The 16,016-nt window shown below is 61.2% G+C and carries 22 protein-coding genes and 2 pseudogenes; 9 read left to right on the top strand and 15 right to left on the bottom strand.

The window, feature by feature from the left end; genetic code table 11:
• The first annotated feature begins 51 nt into the window (after nucleotides 1-51).
• Complete coding sequence (locus tag AC3CCE_RS30300; RefSeq protein WP_023705683.1) at nucleotides 52-522, top strand: GFA family protein; 471 nt, start codon at nucleotides 52-54, stop codon at nucleotides 520-522.
• A 571-nt stretch (nucleotides 523-1,093) separates the two neighbouring features.
• Nucleotides 1,094-1,288: a hypothetical protein gene (locus AC3CCE_RS30295; RefSeq protein ID WP_352510823.1), complete on the top strand. Its 195-nt coding sequence runs from the start codon at nucleotides 1,094-1,096 to the stop codon at nucleotides 1,286-1,288.
• Between the two features lie 83 nt (nucleotides 1,289-1,371).
• Here AC3CCE_RS30295 and waaF read toward each other — a convergent pair whose 3' ends face one another.
• Together waaF and AC3CCE_RS30285 are read right to left on the bottom strand one after the other, a co-directional pair.
• Nucleotides 1,372-2,394: a lipopolysaccharide heptosyltransferase II gene (gene waaF, locus AC3CCE_RS30290; protein WP_023824483.1), complete on the bottom strand. Its 1,023-nt coding sequence runs from the start codon at nucleotides 2,392-2,394 to the stop codon at nucleotides 1,372-1,374.
• Nucleotides 2,391-3,332 carry a glycosyltransferase gene (locus AC3CCE_RS30285; protein WP_023808296.1) on the bottom strand — a complete coding sequence of 314 codons (942 nt, stop codon included), beginning with the start codon at nucleotides 3,330-3,332 and terminating at the stop codon, nucleotides 2,391-2,393. Before AC3CCE_RS30285 ends, waaF begins: the two co-directional genes overlap by 4 nt.
• A 349-nt stretch (nucleotides 3,333-3,681) precedes the next feature.
• Here AC3CCE_RS30285 and AC3CCE_RS30280 point away from each other — a divergent pair, with 349 nt between their 5' ends.
• Nucleotides 3,682-4,662 (top strand): glycosyltransferase family 25 protein, encoded by a 981-nt coding sequence (locus AC3CCE_RS30280; protein WP_352510824.1) that lies wholly within the window; start codon nucleotides 3,682-3,684, stop codon nucleotides 4,660-4,662.
• A 19-nt stretch (nucleotides 4,663-4,681) separates the two neighbouring features.
• Here the strand turns inward: AC3CCE_RS30280 and msrA are convergent, their stop codons facing one another.
• The 11 genes and pseudogenes from msrA to AC3CCE_RS30225 form a co-directional block, all read right to left on the bottom strand.
• Nucleotides 4,682-5,200: a peptide-methionine (S)-S-oxide reductase MsrA gene (gene msrA, locus AC3CCE_RS30275; RefSeq protein WP_352510825.1), complete on the bottom strand. Its 519-nt coding sequence runs from the start codon at nucleotides 5,198-5,200 to the stop codon at nucleotides 4,682-4,684.
• 68 nt (nucleotides 5,201-5,268) lie between these two features.
• Nucleotides 5,269-5,592 (bottom strand): hypothetical protein, encoded by a 324-nt coding sequence (locus tag AC3CCE_RS30270; protein WP_023689880.1) that lies wholly within the window; start codon nucleotides 5,590-5,592, stop codon nucleotides 5,269-5,271.
• 3 nt (nucleotides 5,593-5,595) lie between these two features.
• Nucleotides 5,596-5,787: a hypothetical protein gene (locus tag AC3CCE_RS30265; protein WP_352625870.1), complete on the bottom strand. Its 192-nt coding sequence runs from the start codon at nucleotides 5,785-5,787 to the stop codon at nucleotides 5,596-5,598.
• Nucleotides 5,772-6,011 carry a hypothetical protein gene (locus AC3CCE_RS30260; RefSeq protein WP_023808298.1) on the bottom strand — a complete coding sequence of 80 codons (240 nt, stop codon included), beginning with the start codon at nucleotides 6,009-6,011 and terminating at the stop codon, nucleotides 5,772-5,774. Before AC3CCE_RS30260 ends, AC3CCE_RS30265 begins: the two co-directional genes overlap by 16 nt.
• A 96-nt stretch (nucleotides 6,012-6,107) precedes the next feature.
• The gene (locus tag AC3CCE_RS30255) at nucleotides 6,108-6,311 is read right to left on the bottom strand and encodes a Pam3-gp28 family putative phage holin (RefSeq protein WP_352625869.1); all 204 of its coding nucleotides are present in this window, start codon (nucleotides 6,309-6,311) and stop codon (nucleotides 6,108-6,110) included.
• Nucleotides 6,308-7,000, bottom strand: a complete 693-nt coding sequence (locus tag AC3CCE_RS30250; RefSeq protein WP_488377249.1) for a glycoside hydrolase family 108 protein — start codon at nucleotides 6,998-7,000, stop codon at nucleotides 6,308-6,310. The genes AC3CCE_RS30255 and AC3CCE_RS30250 overlap by 4 nt, the downstream gene beginning before the upstream one ends.
• 255 nt (nucleotides 7,001-7,255) lie before the next feature.
• The gene (locus tag AC3CCE_RS30245) at nucleotides 7,256-7,387 is read right to left on the bottom strand and encodes a hypothetical protein (RefSeq protein ID WP_280790706.1); all 132 of its coding nucleotides are present in this window, start codon (nucleotides 7,385-7,387) and stop codon (nucleotides 7,256-7,258) included.
• A gap of 265 nt (nucleotides 7,388-7,652) precedes the next feature.
• Nucleotides 7,653-9,287 (bottom strand): phage terminase large subunit family protein, encoded by a 1,635-nt coding sequence (locus tag AC3CCE_RS30240; protein ID WP_352625867.1) that lies wholly within the window; start codon nucleotides 9,285-9,287, stop codon nucleotides 7,653-7,655.
• A gap of 246 nt (nucleotides 9,288-9,533) precedes the next feature.
• Nucleotides 9,534-10,205, bottom strand: a pseudogene (locus AC3CCE_RS30235) (terminase large subunit domain-containing protein); the annotation flags it as partial.
• Entirely contained in the window at nucleotides 10,132-10,518 is a 387-nt protein-coding gene (locus AC3CCE_RS30230; protein WP_352510827.1) for a hypothetical protein, read from the bottom strand. The gene AC3CCE_RS30230 and the pseudogene AC3CCE_RS30235, both read right to left, overlap by 74 nt.
• Nucleotides 10,511-10,918: a hypothetical protein gene (locus tag AC3CCE_RS30225; protein ID WP_352510828.1), complete on the bottom strand. Its 408-nt coding sequence runs from the start codon at nucleotides 10,916-10,918 to the stop codon at nucleotides 10,511-10,513. Before AC3CCE_RS30225 ends, AC3CCE_RS30230 begins: the two co-directional genes overlap by 8 nt.
• Before the next feature lie 519 nt (nucleotides 10,919-11,437).
• Here AC3CCE_RS30225 and AC3CCE_RS30220 point away from each other — a divergent pair.
• The gene (locus AC3CCE_RS30220) at nucleotides 11,438-11,755 is read left to right on the top strand and encodes a transposase (protein WP_352573680.1); all 318 of its coding nucleotides are present in this window, start codon (nucleotides 11,438-11,440) and stop codon (nucleotides 11,753-11,755) included.
• A pseudogene (locus AC3CCE_RS30215) lies at nucleotides 11,752-12,359 on the top strand (IS1595 family transposase). Before AC3CCE_RS30220 ends, AC3CCE_RS30215 begins: the two are co-directional and overlap by 4 nt.
• 44 nt (nucleotides 12,360-12,403) lie before the next feature.
• Here the strand turns inward: AC3CCE_RS30215 and AC3CCE_RS30210 are convergent.
• Together AC3CCE_RS30210 and AC3CCE_RS30205 are read right to left on the bottom strand one after the other, a co-directional pair.
• Complete coding sequence (locus AC3CCE_RS30210; protein ID WP_023749530.1) at nucleotides 12,404-12,772, bottom strand: hypothetical protein; 369 nt, start codon at nucleotides 12,770-12,772, stop codon at nucleotides 12,404-12,406.
• Nucleotides 12,773-12,785: 13 nt separating this feature from the next.
• A complete protein-coding gene (locus AC3CCE_RS30205; RefSeq protein ID WP_023819037.1) occupies nucleotides 12,786-13,244 on the bottom strand; it encodes a Panacea domain-containing protein in 459 nt (152 codons plus the stop codon).
• Nucleotides 13,245-13,444: 200 nt separating this feature from the next.
• Here AC3CCE_RS30205 and AC3CCE_RS30200 point away from each other — a divergent pair, with 200 nt between their 5' ends.
• From AC3CCE_RS30200 to AC3CCE_RS30185, 4 genes are all read left to right on the top strand, one after another.
• Nucleotides 13,445-13,972 carry a hypothetical protein gene (locus AC3CCE_RS30200; protein ID WP_023740019.1) on the top strand — a complete coding sequence of 176 codons (528 nt, stop codon included), beginning with the start codon at nucleotides 13,445-13,447 and terminating at the stop codon, nucleotides 13,970-13,972.
• 195 nt (nucleotides 13,973-14,167) lie between these two features.
• The gene (locus AC3CCE_RS30195; RefSeq protein WP_352510829.1) at nucleotides 14,168-14,983 is read left to right on the top strand and encodes a class I SAM-dependent methyltransferase; all 816 of its coding nucleotides are present in this window, start codon (nucleotides 14,168-14,170) and stop codon (nucleotides 14,981-14,983) included.
• 248 nt (nucleotides 14,984-15,231) lie between these two features.
• Nucleotides 15,232-15,675: a Ros/MucR family transcriptional regulator gene (locus AC3CCE_RS30190; RefSeq protein WP_023671447.1), complete on the top strand. Its 444-nt coding sequence runs from the start codon at nucleotides 15,232-15,234 to the stop codon at nucleotides 15,673-15,675.
• A gap of 42 nt (nucleotides 15,676-15,717) precedes the next feature.
• Entirely contained in the window at nucleotides 15,718-15,912 is a 195-nt protein-coding gene (locus AC3CCE_RS30185; protein ID WP_023689866.1) for a hypothetical protein, read from the top strand.
• Nucleotides 15,913-16,016 lie beyond the last annotated feature (104 nt).

Here is a 16,016-nt window from a genome sequence, read left to right as displayed (position 1 = left end):
TGGCGCTGCAAGATGTAGCGGTGTGATGCCCAACCAGATGGAGGAGCGGTCATGCCCAATGATACAAGGCGGAGCGGCAGCTGCCTGTGCGGCGGCATCCAGTTTTCGGTGACGGGAGATCCCTTTCGGATTGGCCTTTGCCATTGCAAGGACTGCCGCAAGGCTAGCGGGTCGGCTTTTTCGGCGTTTGCAGTGTGGCCGCTCGAGGCGTTCGAAACGACGGGTATCGTCAGCAGCTACGGCGACAGAAGTTTTTGTCCCACCTGCGGCGGCCGGGTCCCTTTGGTTCGTGAGAATGAGGTGGAAGTGACGATTGGCAGCCTGGATGAGGTGCCCACCGAAGGGCTGGAGCCCAGCTATGAACTCTGGGTCAATCGCCGTGAGCACTGGTTGCAACGCTTGCCTGCCGCCCGGCAATTCGAGCACGACCGAGTCGATGACGAGCCGACAAACCGGACAGCCGAACCGATTTCTGACGGTGTCGAGACGCCGTCTAGCTTGCCGCAACGCAAGTCGGCCTAGCGCGAGCGGCGCAGACAGCCGGCAGGCAGGAAATTCATTCTCGAAACCGCCCGATGCCGACAGGACCGGGTCCGACAACATTTCACCCGGTAGAAGCCAAACGCAAAAAAGCCCGCCTTGGCGTCAAGCCAAGGCGGGCGGTAGATCATCCGGCCTGCGCTGCCGTGGAACGATGGATTGGCCAAAGCCCTGGGCTGAGACCCATGCCGTTTGTAACCGGCGATTGACTACGGAGCGTCCCCGGTCAGCTGGAATTCGTCTTGTGGTTGCAACGATGCTACGTTTTGTTTGGAAACGAGAGCTTAAGACCACGCAATATCGTTACGTCAACTATGCTGTCCAAGTATGTCGTGGTGTGAACTGAAGGAATCTTCCTGTCTTGTACAAAAGAACGCTTTGTTTATTTTCTTTCCGTCACATAGTGTAGCGAATCTTGAATCCGGATGGGGCGGCTTTCATGCAGCCAGCGCCTTCGCAGGATCGCGGTCCGCACGTGCAATATCCACTTCACGGCAATCTTCATGCAAGCATAGTCAGCACAAAGTTCATGCGCAGACATTGGGGGGCACCGATGGACCAGCCGAGCAAAATGGAGAACCTGCAGTTCGCGCAAGGGATACTGCGGGAGCTTCGGCAGAAAGCCGAAGGCGACGGCGAGAAGCTTCTGACCTACCTCATCGACATGGCCTACCTTGAAGCCAGCGACCGCATCCGTGCCCACTGGGTCGGCAATCACAAGCCCGAAAACCGCAGGGCCAAGGGGTAGTGCCAAGGGGTAAACCCGAAACGGGGCGATGGTTGCCCCCACGGAGCGTTTGATCAGACGCTTGGGGCCGGCGAGGCCACCGGTCAGTTGGCAATACCGGCTGAGAGGTCAGCCAGAACCTCCCTCACCCGAGTTTCGCTGACGCCGCGCGTGTCCTTGACCCAGCTGGGCGTCGAAAGCGGCGGTTCGATAAAGCGAACATGGTTGTTTACGGGCCCATGCACATAGGGGCGATTCAGCCCGTAGATGAGCGCGCATGGGACGTTCAGGGCAGCGGCGGCGTGGGAAATCCCGCCATCAACCCCGAGGAACATGGTTGACGCAGCGATCTGGCACATCGCGTCAGCAATCGACGGGGTCGAGGTGAAGTCGATTGCCTCAGGAATGGCGGCGCGGATTTTTGCGGCACCGGCGTGCTCGCGCGGTCCGCCTACAATCCAGATTGCCCAGCCGCGATCATGATGGTCTCTGGCGATCGAAATGAAGCGCTCGACGGGCCATGAGCGGAAATTCTCAATGTCGGCAGTATAGAGCGCCAGGGCCGGTCGCCCGGCATCGATCTTCTTGTGCTGGCGCCAATCGTCCAACTCGGCCGGATCGACCACAAGCCGGGGCGCCGGCCACTCTGCGCCCGCAGCCGGCTTTTCGCCAAGCGAGGCAATCGAGCAGACCTCCTCGAAGAGCCGCGTCTTGCGGGGTCCGAAGGCCCATAGATGCGCCAACCAGCCGGCGGGGAAGCGATTGAGGAGGCCGAATTGCAACTCCTGCGGATAGCCGATGCGCTCCTCTATTCCGGCCATGAACGCCATCAGCGCCGCCTTGGTGCTGCTGGTCATCAGATAGGCCGTACGGTAATTTTCCTTGCGCAACTCGCCAACCAGGCGGCTGCGCTCGCCAAAACCGGGGCGCTGATGACGCTTGGCAAGCGCCCAGCCCTTCCTGACATGCGGCATCAGGCGCGCCAGCGGCGCTGCAACGGGCGAGGTGACGACATCTATGGGGCGATCAGGAAATCGCGCGGCAATGATCTGGATGGCGGAATGGCAACGGACGAAGTCGCCGACCGCGGGGAAGCCGACGAAGAGGATTGGATCGCCGGTCGTCAAGGAAGCGCTTCGCCGTCAAGGATGCGGGCATAGAGATCCAGATAGCCGCGCGCCGCTTTTTGGATGGGAAATCTCGTCGCGGCCGATTCGCGGCATTGCTGAGGCGTAAGGTCGGCGACGGCCTCGAAAGCGGCCGCAAATTCTTCATCGGTCTCAAAGAAGCGCCCGCTGTCGGCATCGACCGTCTCGGGCAATGCGCCTCGCGTCGTCGTTAGCACCGGAGTGCCGCACAACATGGCTTCGACCGGTGCGTTGCCGAACGGCTCCTCCCAGGCGATGGGGTTGAGGAAGGCTCGCGCTTCGCCGAGAAGGCGAAGCTTCGGCTCGCCGTCAACGATTCCGTGGAAACGGTATCGCCTGCCAAGGCTCTTGAAAAACAACCCTTCGCGGCGGGTCTGACTTCGGCCCAGCAGTTTCCAACGCGAGCCACCGGCGATATCGAGACCGAAATCGAATTTTTTGGCGAGATCGACGGCGCGGTTGAGGCCTTTGCTTGATCGTGCAATGCCGGCGAGAAATAGCAGGCGGTCGCCCTTTGCAGCCGACAAACGATAGGCGTCCACCGGAAAGCCATTGTAGACGAATGTCTCGCGCCCATGCTGGCGGGCATGATTGGCGCTGATAAAGCTCCAGTTCGCAACTGGCATGGGCTGGTCCGGCATAAAGCCGCGCTGCGTATTCAGCGTTGGAAATGGCACCTCGACGGGCCAACTATGGGTGTGGACGATTTGCGTGTCGCGCGGAATGGCTGCCCGGCATTCGGCATCGGTCGAAGCGTGCCGGACTTCGAAGAGCGGGTGGCTGGAGCCAGGGCCAGCGATCACCACGACTTCGTGTCCGAGACGAACCATCTCCGTGGCCAGCCATTCGACCTGACGCTGAATCCCACCGTAACCTCGGCAGGGTATTACGCCCTTCAAAACGAGCGTCACCCGCATTGACCTTGCCTCACAATGCTCTCAAGACGGCCCAGTTGCGTCACGGGCTGGGCATTGTCAAGGTCGCGCCAGAAACGCAAAAAGCCTCGGCGGCCTCGACTGGGTTACGGAATCGTTAATCAGCGCTTGCTACTATGCCGGATGACCAAGAATCTCGGCAATGCGCCCACGACCATCTCCAGGCAACAGCCAAAGACCTCCGCTCTTGGTCGGCTGGCGCCCGCCCTGTTTCCCCTTGTGGTCGTCGCGCTTGGATACATGATCGGCCGGCAATTCTTCGGCTTCTAGGTCGACTCGACTCGTCTACCCGCGCACGGTTAAGCCTCGCGCCTCGCCGGGGATGCAGTCAATGTCCACCCAACCTCCGAAATCAACCGGCGGCACGTACGCCGCTACCCACTGCCCCGCACGTAAGCAAATTTGCAATCACGGGAACGTGATATTCACTGATCACCGGACAAAGGGGGCGCTGATGAGGTGTCTGGTGATCAATCTTGATCGTTGTCGCGATCGGCTGGCGCATGTCGCGTCCGAGTTCGGCCGGATCGGAGTACCATTTGAGCGTGTCTCCGCCATTGATTGCCCCGATTGCTGCTCTGTCGCCAAAAGCCCGCTGAGCGCTGCTGAGGTTTGCTGTTTCCTGAGCCACCGCTCGTGTTGGGAGATCGTTGCGAACGGCGCGGATCAATATGGCGCGGTTTTCGAAGACGACGTCGTTTTCGGCGCTGGCGCCGGCTCGCTGCTTGCTTCCGATCGATGGGTGCCACGCGATGCCGATGTGATCAAGCTGGAAACGCATTTTGCCAAAGTGAGGGTCGAACGCAAGGAAGTCGCTCTCGATGATGGGTTTTCGCTTGCCAGACTTTATGGCCTGCACGCGGGCGCCGCAGGCTATGTCCTCTCCAGATCGGCAGCGCAAAGATTGCTGCGCAGGACCATGCATCTGAGAGGAGAGGTCGACTTCGTTCTTTTTCACCCAGGATTCATGACCTGCTCGCTCAACCGAATCTATCAGATCATGCCGGCGCTTTGCGCACAGCACCATTTTGTTTCGGGACGAGAGCGCTTTCCAAGCCTAGTGCGACGGCCCGGGAGGCGGCCAAAACCGTTTCTCGATCGAATTGTTGGAGAAGCGGTGCGAACCTTCGCCTATCTTCGAAACCAGAGCCTGACCGGAACAAAGAAGATCGAGGCCGTCGCGTTCTCAGACTCTGAGGTCGACGGCAAACCCGTCCACGGCGCGTTCGTCTATGGGGAGCCCGAGCACGGCCACCTCTACGAGGCGGCCGGCATACCGATCGCGCGGAAGAATAGTTCGACCGCCAGATAAGCAGACGATAGCGGCTGCGTTACGAAACAGCCTTTTCGCGGACCGGAAGCTTCCAGCCCGGCCTGACAAAGTGGCAGGTATAGCCGTTGGGGTATTTCTCGAGATAGTCCTGATGCTCTGGCTCCGCCTCCCAGAAATCGCCCGCCGGCGCAAGCTCGGTGACGACCTTGCCCGGCCACAGTCCAGAGGCATCGACATCGGCGATGGTGTCTTCGGCGACGCGCTTCTGCTCGTCGCTGGTGTAGAAGATCGCCGAGCGATAGCTCATTCCGACATCGTTGCCCTGGCGGTTCCTGGTGGTCGGATCGTGGATCTGGAAAAAGGATTCGAGCAATGTGCGAAAGCTGATCCTGGCCGGATCGAAAACGATCTCGATGGCTTCGGCATGGCTGCCGTGGTTGCGATACGTGGCGTTGGGCACATCGCCACCGCTATAGCCGACGCGGGTAGAGATCACGCCGAGATAGCGCCGGATCAAATCCTGCATGCCCCAGAAACAGCCGCCGGCAAGGACTGCACGTTCGGTGGACGTCGCCATATCATACCTCCATTGGATTGCTCCTTAGGTAGGCATTGTCGCTGGCTTCTTCCAGCATCTCAAGTGCATCACTCGTTGCCGGCCGAGCCGAACCGCCGCACGATGACCTCGAAGACGATGTCGGAAATCCACATGGCCGAGACGCCGATCAAAAAGGCGGCGGCGAGCGTCGTGGTATCGTCGGCCGGATCGGGGATAGGCATGCCGGTTGCCCTGAACCAGGCGACGGCAGGCAGCGTCAGATACGCAGCCGCCAGCGCCCCGCAGATCGGCGAGGCAATCATCTCGCGCAGCTTGTAGCGATGGCGCGACAGTGCTCGCAGCACGCCGCCGGCTAGCCCGGCGGCGACGACCGGCCCCTTGATGCCGAGCATGTCGAATAGGTCGTGCATCGGCTAAGGCCTCCATCCGCAGAGCTTTTGTCCCTTGCGGTTGTGCGCCAGGAGCGCTCTCGCCTCGGCGTCCGACAGGACGTCGGCGGCTTCGGCCGAAAGGCGCAGCGGGCTCGAAATCGCGCAGAAGCCGCCCGAAGCAGTCGTGCACCCGGCAAGCGCCACAAGCAGCGCAAGCATCAGTCCCTTGCCCATGATTTCAGCTCCTTTCGAACAGCGTCCGCCGGCAGTGCGCCGACGTCGTTCTGCACCTGCTCAGCGACCGCGCGCGCCGCGGCCTCAGCGGCCGCCAGTTTGCCGCGCTCGGCCCTGGCGCCGGCCAGCCGCTGGTGAACGCCCCAGCAAAGGGCGGCGATGACCGATGCCAGGAAGCCCAGCAGCGCTTTGTTGCCAAGCAGGACGGCGAGGAGCGCGCTCACAGCAGCCACCCGGCGACAAGCCCGGCGGCAAAGCCGATAGCGTAGGGTTTCGCGGCTTCGAGATAGGCGATGAGCAGTTGTTGAAACCCTTCCATGTCAGTGCTCCCAGCCGGATTTGCGGGCCAGCCAGTGCCAAGTCTCGGTGACCGAGGCGATGGCGAGACCGGCGGCGATCTCCAGACCAGCTTGAATGTCGGGGTCGGAAGAAAATGCCGCCGCGTCGTCGGCGCCGAGCAGGCCACGCACGACCAGAACACCGGCGCCGTAACGCAAGCCGATGCGGATGAAGACGGCGATCATGTCGAACTCCTTGCGAAAATCGATTTCAGGATTTGAAGCAGCGCACGCCAGAACGGCAGGCGTTCGACGGGGCTGACGCGCCCGCCGGGAGACACCGGCGGCATCGCACTGCCGGGCTTCGGTGAGAGCGCTGATGGCTGGGGCGGGGTGCCCGGCAAAGGTGCCGGAGCGGGCTGTAGTGCCGACATCAACAGCGCCTGGGAACGGACCGACCGGATGCGATCGCTCCAACCCTTGCCGAAAACCGGCCAGGTCGGCAGCCGCCGCAGGAATTCCAGGCGGGCATCGCAAAGATCGTCGATGGCTGCGCCCGGTGGCCTGGCGCCGACAGCTTTGAGCGTGGCCGGGCCGATCCTGCCGTCCTGTGCGGTGCCAACTGCCGCCTGCAGATATTTAGCCGCCCTGCCCGGCCCACTGTTCACGGCGAAGTCGAAGACGGCATAGTCGACACCGCCGGGAAGCTCTGCGCCCGCAGCGGCATCCCAATAGAAGCGGCGATAGACCGTCGCCACCTGAGTATCCGTGATATGGCGAAGGTCGTCCTTCGTCGCATCCGCCTTCACGTAGCGGCGGAAATTGGCCAGCGTCACGCCCTTCATGGTTGCGCCGCCGGGATCGGCCGGATTGTCGGACCAGCCACCTTCGGATTTGAGGACGAGCGCAAGCGCCCGCGCGAAGTTGCGGTTCATTTTGTGCCTCTTTTGGGGTTGTGGGTTAGGGGCGAGGATTACCGCCGGATCGAGCCCGAGCGCTCGGACCAAGTTCACAGCATCAGGATCGTCGCTGTAGAGAGAGGGATCGTCCGGAGCGAACCAGCGGGCGAAATAGATCGGGTTGCCGGTGAGCATGCCATAGGCCTGCGGCATCTTGCCGCCGTCGATGATGCGGGCTTGCACTATGGATTTCAGCACAATGTGGCGGACTGCCGGGGCAGCACTGCAAGCCTAGCCATCCCATATTTGACGCGCATCTTCCGGGGCTTCAGGCACTTCGATGCCATTTTCAGGAAGCTCGAGGTCTTCACCATCAAAGCCGCCGAGATAGGCGCCATTGCCGTCAACGAAGTATTTTGTCATGGTGTCGCCTCAAAATTGGAAAGGGCTTTTTAGATGTGGCTTCTGTACCGGTATCAGTCCCTGCAAATTGGACTGGTGGCACTTGTCGCTCTTGGCGCCTATGTTGCGGTGCCGGATGGCTGCTATCGACAGGCGGCTTCTTTTTGGCTGTTTTGCCTGTATCGGTAAGCGTAGACATATACATTTCGCGGTATACGGGGTCGCCTTACGAGAAATACTGCGCTCAGCAGGATCTGCTGCAGGCCAGGAGAGAAGCCGCTAATAATTAGGCCCACGCTCGCACGACGAGCCTCCAGCTACTGTTGGTAATTGTGGTGCCTGCGCCGGTGCCTTTGGCGGTGATATCAACAGCGGTGGACGAAAACCGCACATTGATGTTGGTGGCGTCCGGGACCAGCGATAGACCTTTGTTGCCTGTACCGCCGCCCGGATTAGCCAGTACTTCGTCTCCAATGGAATACCCGGCATCTGCCGTAGTGCATTGCAGCACGGCAAAGTAGTTTTTTGGCTTGACGCCGAGTCCATGCGTTAGCGTCAGTGATCCGGCATTCGTGATGGTCTGCTGCGCGCTTTCATAAAACTTCTGAAGCAACGCCGTGGACGATTGGACATAGCGTGCATCCTGTTCGGCCTGCGACCATTGCAGCTTGATCCATCCTCCCCAGGCACCGCCAGCCTGCCTGCGCCGCCATAGCTTTTGGTCTGCCGCCGTAGTGTCGTTGACGAAATCATGCACCGTCTGCGTCCGGTAGCCAGTGCTGCCGTGCGCTTCCACAAACCCCAGGAACCAGTTTACGCCGTCCGGCGCATTAGCCGCCGCCGAGGCCATATACCAGCCATTGTCCAGGGCGTTGTTCCAATCGGTGATCGTCTGCGCGACGACACCAAGGTTGGAACGGCTATCAAGTTTCAGATCCAACCCAGCCTTGACGAACCCCGTTGTAGCCAACTGCGTGGTATTCGTTCCAGGCGCTGCGGTCGGCCCCGTTGGCGTCCCGGTGAATGTCGGGCTGGCCTTCGGCGCCAGGCTGGACACCGCTATCCCACTATCCTTCCCCGCCTTACCCGTGGTCCCGGCGAAGCTGACGATGTTGTCGGTCACGGAAGACGCAGGCCCCAAAAAATCTCCTACTCCCGTCCCGTCGGCGCCTCTGTCGCCGGCACGGTCGAACATCAGCCAGATGCCGTTGGCCGTCGTTGGCAAAGTGCCGGCGCCGCTGACATAGGTGAGCGTCAGCTTGCGGTAGCGCGTCGCGGCCATCAAATCGTCGCGCAGTTTCACCACTTTGCCGTCCTTGCGATGGTAAAGCCGAAATTCCTCGAACCAGGGCAGCAGCGTCGAAAACACCTTGAAGCGGCCGGACTGCATGCGGTCGAGCATCTCCATCAGCCCGGCCTCGACCGAGACCGAGCCGTCGGCGAAGCGGGCGTGGCCCGACAGCATGTTCAGCCCATGCGCGGAATATTGTCTGGCAAGTGCGGTGCCCGCCCCTTCCAGCGTCTCGCGGCGGCCGTCGCGCGGCCAGGCCCAGGGCAGCCACTCGCCCCACGGCTTCAGGGCCAGTACCTGCATGGCCGGCGTCTGCTGCGAGGCCCGCGCAGCCTTGGAGATATAGACGACATCGGCCTCCGTATCCCAGGCCAGCTCGACCGCGGCCGACGGATGGTCCCAGCCGAAATCGAGGGCGCCGATCCGCGGCCAGTAGCGCGGCAGCCGGAACGGCTCGCAGGCGATCAGCTCCTCGGCAAGCGGAAAGACGCGGCCGGAGCCCAGCACCGGAATGCCCTTGGCTCTGGCCTCGCGTTCATGCTCGGGATAGGCGGCAATGATCGCGGCTCGCTCGTCCGGCGAATAATGTTCGGCGTCATCGATGGTCATGAAGGTGACGTGACGGGTCATGGGGCCTGCCGGATTGATTCGGGATGCCGTGATATGGCTTTGTTCGCGCACGATATTTTTGGGCCGGAGCGCGGCGGGTCTTCCCTTCTCCCCTTGTGGGAGAAGGTGTCGCCGAAGGTGACGGATGAGGGGTGTTCCAGGGAACGCCGACGCCTCACTCCGCTGGAACACCCCTCATCCGTCTCGGCGCTATCGCGCCGATCCACCTTCTCCCACAAGGGGAGGAAGAGCGCGCACCTCACCCGTCAAAAACCGCAGCACCACATCGCTCATGCCAAGCAGCGGCGTGAACGTCACGATGGTGATGCCGCCCGTCGCGTTGGTGCGGGTCAGGCCTTCGGAATAGATATCGAGCGGCGGCTCCTCGTCGAACCAGACGCCGTGCAGGGTTTCGCCCTGCCACTTTTCGCGGCCCTTCTCATAGCTCTTGAACGACAGCACCGATTCATCGGCCTGCACGCCGCCGCCGCCGCACCAGCGCACCACGATGCTGTCGAGCGCGCCCGGGGCGCCGCGGCCCATGGTCGTGTGCAAAATGGCGTTGGCCGGGATCATGCCGGTGCCCCATGCCGCCTGCTGCTGCGGCGGGCCGACCAGCACGCGCTGCGGGTTGTCTCGCGTGCCCTCGCCGGTCACGCCGGCAGCCCATAGCCTGACGGGGGTGTCGAAGGTCTTGCCCTGCCACCACGCGGGATAGCGGCCGGTGAGATGCATGGCCCATTCGGCGCCGCCGGCCCTGGTCTTGCCCAGCTGGTTGCCGGCCATGAACAGACGTTCCCGGTTCTGCGCGCCGGCGGCGTGAAACTGCGCCTGCCTGGGATAAGGCCGGTAGGCGGCAAGCTGGTTAGTCCTGCGCCTGCGGTCCAGTTCCTGCAGCAGCGCCAGATAGTGGCGGCGCGTCTTCAGGCTGGTCGCCAAACGGCCCGAGGACGGCTTCGAGGCCACGGATGCGGCGGCGGATCTCGTCATCGCTCAGGGCTTCCAGATTGTCAGATGAAACATGCAAATCCTTGGCCAGATCTTTGGGCAGCACCGATTGCACGATCTTCAGATACTGGTCGGGCTTGTCGGCCCGGACCGCGGCAATCACGCCGGCGCCATGGGCGCGGAAATCGGCGCGAACCGCGTCGAGGAAATCATCGCCAAGCGTCTTCTTCGTCCGCTTCGGCTTGGCAGCGGCGGCAGTCGCCTTGCGGCCAAGACGAGAACGCGGCGCCGTCCGGTCAGCCATGATCCGAGATCCCGGCGGGCTCGGCGGTCGCTGCCTGCTTTGCCGGCCTTGCCCGCTTGATCTTGCCGGACTTGCGCCGTGCCGATTTTGGCCCTGACCGTTTTGGGGCGGCCTTGCGGGCTGCATCAGCGGCCGGCGCGTGGCGCTTTCCGGCAGGCACGGCTTTCAGGCTTGCCCTTGCAAGGCCGATCGCCCTTGCGTCGTGCGCGCCGCGCGGAAAACCGAAGCCGCCGACTGCATCGACAGGGCCACCGCGAACCATGCCGATCAGCACGCCCGGCACGACCGGCTCGATGCGGCCGATGCGCGCCTGCGGGGCAGCGCCCTCGAACACGCCAATGGCGCTGACGACCTCGCGGCCGTCATCGTCGGTGATGATGGTGGCATAGCGGTTGGACAAGGGAGGCCTCGCGGATAAGGCAGAATGAACCGAGGATAGCGTTCCTTCACGCCCCCCTCTGTCCTGCCGGACATCTCCCCCTCAAGGGGGGAGATTGGCAGCTCCGGGGTCGCGACCAATTTGCAGCGCTGACGATTGGCGAAAGCAAGGCGGCAGTCCGATCTCCCCCCGTGTGGGGGTTGAGGAGTGGTCCGCGCAGCGGACGGAAAGCCAATTGCTTGGCTTTCCGAACGACGAACGTCCGGCAGGCCAGAGGGGGGTGCTGTCCCGCCGACATCCGATACCGCACGTTGTGGGCATCAGGAAAACAAAACCCGCCTCGTGGGCGGGTCGGTGGCGCAAATCAGCACCATGGACAAATCATAGCAAAGCTGCCCTCACCCGTCAATACCAATAAGAAATAATTCCTAACTGTATACTGGACGTACCAGACGGATTTGCGATAACGAATCCAGGAGTTATCGCAATGTTCGATCTGACCAACGCCATTTACCACGACGCCGACAAGCCCGCGAGCATTTGGAGGCTATCCATTGGCCCCACGGCCCGTTCTGCCCTCATTGCGGCAATGCCAATCCTGAGCGCATTGCCAAACTGGCGGGCAAGTCCACGCGCCCCGGTGTCTACAAATGCAACGAATGCCGTGCGCCGTTCTCTGTCACGGTCGGCACTGTATTCGAGCGTTCCAAGATCGGCCTGCACAAGTGGGTGCTGGCTTCGCATCTGTATGCCTCATCCAAGAAAGGCATGTCCGCTCACCAGCTACACCGTATGCTCGGCGTCACCTACAAGACCGCTTGGTTTATGGCGCACCGCATTCGCGGAAGGAAGACGTGAAGTCTTCCGGGCCGCTTGGCGGCGAAGGCAAGACCGTCGAGGCCGACGAGACCTACATCGGCAAGCGTGAGACGCCTCGCGTTTCAGAGCAGCGCAAGGGCCGCCCCTTCACCAAGAAGGGCAAAGGCGGCGGCGCGCATAAGCGCATTGTGGTTGGTCTGGTCGAGCGCGGCGGCAAAGCCCGTATGTTCCATTTGAACGACGCCACGGCCTCTACCGTGCGCGATGTGCTGGTCCGCAACGTGTCTCGCGACACGACGCTCTATACCGACTCGTCGCGCTCTACACGCGCACTGGCGATGAACATGCATCGCACAAGACGAACAATCACGCCGCTGGCGAATACGTACGCTACGAAGGCGCAGAGACGATCCACTCCAATACGATTGAAGGCGTGTTCTCAGTGTTCAAGCGCGGCATGGTTGGCGTCTACCAGCATTGCGGCGAGGCTCACTTGCACCGCTACCTTGCCGAGTTTGATTTCCGCTACAATCGCCGCACAGCTCTTAAGGTGACTGACACCGAACGCCACGACCAGTTGCTTGCAATGATCGAAGGCAAGCGCCTTACCTATCGGCGGATTGGTGAAGCCGGTCACGCCTAAGCAGAAGGCGCGCCGGTTGATGGCAATTCGAAGTAGTAAGGGCTCTAGCTCGGGGCTTTGAACAGGCCCCGAGCGATCCAGCCCACCAAGCCCACGACAGCCACCGCTGTAGATCCAATAAGAGTGATGACGACCTTATCGTCCAGCTTGAAGGGGCAACTCGGAATTCCCTGTGCGATCAGGATAATCCCTGAGAATGCCGAGAAGACAATTAGGAAGCGGAATGCTTTGTCGGCGTACCCCTGCCTGAGATTTCGGTCGGCCCGCTGGTCAGTCACGCCTTCTTTTAGGCTGTCGATTTGCGTGCGCAGCTTCTCATTTTCCAGCCGCGCCTTCTCAAGCTCGTAAATCGCCTGAGACTCGTCCGTCTCTGCGGGCAACGACTCCACCTCGGCCCTTACCAGGGCCTTCATATCGGCGTCTGGCTTAGCGCTTTTCGGCGAGTCCACTGAAATAGTCCGCAATCACATTGTCTGGAATTACAACGCCGCGACGGCCGGGCTCAAAGACCCTCTCCCAAGGTGTGCCTCGCCGGTGGGTCAGGGATGAGAGCGTTGACGCCGGATAATCCGCATATGCCGCGTAAACTTGCTCCAAAACATCTCGCTCGTTCGGCTCCAAATTCTCGCGTGGGGCGTCAATTGGCTGCGTAACCGGATCAGGCCCCCACGGCGCTAGAGCGCGATACAGAGTGGGGATGACGGGACCAAACTCCCACGCCTGCACCTCGTCGCGGATAAGTGGATGGCGATGAAGAGCCATGTTCCAGCCGTGGGCAAAATAGACCAGCTTTTGAAGCTGCATATTTGAAAGCGCGCGACCGCCATCGCGTCTAGCGCGCTTAATGAACCAATTGGCTATAGCCCGCGAATCAACATATGGCATGGTGCCTCAATATGAGGAGTGCAAGCTAAAAGTCCAATTATTCAGGCTTTTCGGCCTTATTTTCGGACTTTGCGTCTTCTGGTCTGTCTTATGCTTTTCTTCATGGTGCGATCTGGGCGGCGTCTTCAGCATCCGCTGTACCGTCTCGTTGAAGCGTGTATCGTTGGTTTTGTCGCTATCACGGTTGGCTGATTCTTTCATTGGACCCTATCCAGCGAGAAGATTTTGAACGCGCCATCGGCAAGTTAGCCATCAATTGGGCTGCTGCCGAACACGGGTTCGACCACTGCATTTCTATCCTATTTTATGAGAAAGGCGCTAGCTCGCTAGTTACTACATTGCCCCTGAATGCGCGGGCAAAAATCCGATTCTTCCAAAAGGCGATCAAAGCAATACCAGAGCTTGCTGGGGCCGTTCCACGGGCTGAGGAGCTTGCGAACGCTGCCTTCAGAATCCTGGATGATAGAAACTGGTGCATCCACGGGACCGCATCCATGATTGGCGGCACGCTCTTCGAGCAACCCTTCAATCTGTCGCGCTTCGAACGACCAGCCATGGAATCCATAGAACACAAGGAGGTCACCATGGGTTTCATCCATGTGACCAGCGAATCATGCGCCAAACTAACGCTGGCTTTGGCTGTGTTCATGTTCAGGAAGTTCGGTCTGTTCACTGAGAACGAGGTCGAGGATGCGCTTCGCGGTGTCCGCGAAGATATCACCTTCTAGCTCCGCGTCCCTGCCTCTATTTGCGCTTTCAGATCAGTGCCGGCCTGTCGGCTCGAATCATAGGACATTTTCCCATACTTTCTCAAGTATATAATTAGGAACTAATTCCTACTTCGGTCAAAGCCGCGTCTTGGCGCGGCCGCGCATTGCGCAAGGGCAGCATCGATGGGATGCTGCGTCTCGTCGGAGAGCGCAATGAGCAATGTGACCAGTCACTATGGCAGCGGCGGCATCGTCGAGCGCATCCTGTCGGCTGTGCCGGACGCCAGGGCCGGCAGCCTCGCAGCCAAACAACTCTATCCGTTCGATCAGCTTCATGGCCGCGAGCTGATCGCCACGCAGGACCATGCCGCGCGTCTTGCGCCCTCCGCCGGCGATCGGGTTCTGGACATCGGCAGCGGCATTGGCGGCCCGGCCCGGTTCCTTGCCGAGACCTATGGGTGCAGCGTCGACGGCGTCGACCTGACGCAGGCGTTCGTCGTGGCGTCCCGCCGACTGACCGAGTTCTGCGGCCTCGGCGACAAAGTGCGTTTCCATGAGGCCGATGCGACAAGGCTGCCTTTTGCGGACGACACATTCGACGCGGCAATCTGCTTCTATGTCGGCATGAATATTGCTGACAAGGCGGCGGTCATTGGGCAAGCGTGGCGCGTGCTGAAGCCGAAGGCCAGGCTTGTCTGGACCGAGGCGGTGCTGGCGGACGGCGAGCCTCACTATCCCTTGCCTTGGGCGGTGTCGGCTGCGGTCAGCCATCTCGTCGACCGCGAAACCCTGAAGGTCTTGTTTGCTTCAGCCGGATTCCAGGTCGACGACGTCATCGACGAAACCGGCGATCACGTCGAGCTGGCGTTGAAACGGGCAAATTCCGGCATCGTGCCCTCGCCCGCCCAGCAGCAGGCCAATGCGATCGTGCTCGGCGCCGAGTTCGTGCAGCGGCGAAAAAACTACATAACCAGCCTGAGCGAGGGAAAACTCGCGTCAATGGCCATCATCGCTTCCAAGCCGGCCTGAAACAAAAAACCCGCCTCGGCGGCGGGTTGGTGGCGCAAATCACCACCATCGACAAATCATAGCATAGCTGCCCTCACCGGCCAAGATATGTCAGGAAAGAATTCCTACATCGACATCGATCGGAGACTCGGCGATGCTAGCGCTACCACATCCGGCGTCAAGTCATATGCATATGTTCTAAAGTGCCATGCCGTCGGCGGATGTTGTCTGATAACTTGCCCTTTGGCATCAAGGGGGCAAAAGAAGCCATGTCTGAGGACAAAATCCGAAATATAAATCTGACCGCCGACATCGTCGCGGCATTCGTGCGCAACAATTCTGTGCCGCCGGATAGCCTGCCGGCGTTGATCGAGAGCGTCAATGCAGCGCTCGCGGCCGTGGACAATCCCGTTGCTCCGCCGCAACCTGCGCCTGAGCCCGCGGTCAACCGCAAGCGCTCGGTAACGCCGAATTTCATTTACTGCCTCGAGGATGGCAAGAAGTTCAGGTCGCTGCGGCGTCATCTCGGCTCCGCCCATGGCATGACGCCGGAAGCCTATCGCGCCAAATGGGACCTGCCCGGTGACTATCCGATGACGGCGCCCAGCTACGCCGCCAAGCGCTCGGAGCTGGCAAAGGAGTTCGGGCTCGGCATCAGGACACCCGAGGCCCCGGCCGCCAAGGCGCCGGCCAAGAGCAAGACCAAGGCGTAAAGGCACGCCCCCTCCGTGCCGTACGCCTGCTGGAGGACGATCGTGGTGGCCGGAGAGCCCAATGACGTTCGCGTGGAACGTGTCGACCGCCGCCAATGGGCGGTGCTGGTTGCCGAGAATGGCACGGTGACCCAGCATCTGTTCATGGCCCAGGAAGCGGCCGAGGAGTTTGCCGACGGCGAGCGGACAAGGCTCGGCCTTCCCGCCAGGCCGCCGGCGGCGGATCCGCTGGCCTGAACAGTCCTTCAACCGGCTGCAGCATATCGCCGGCACTTGCGGCGGATCACAAGACGCAGCCTTCTACAGGCATCGACCGACTGGTCATTAGCTGGCTCTTATGG

The organism is Mesorhizobium sp. P160187 (assembly GCF_057766425.1).
Note: the sequence above shows the minus strand (reverse complement) of the source record. Positions and strands in the feature narration are given on the sequence as shown.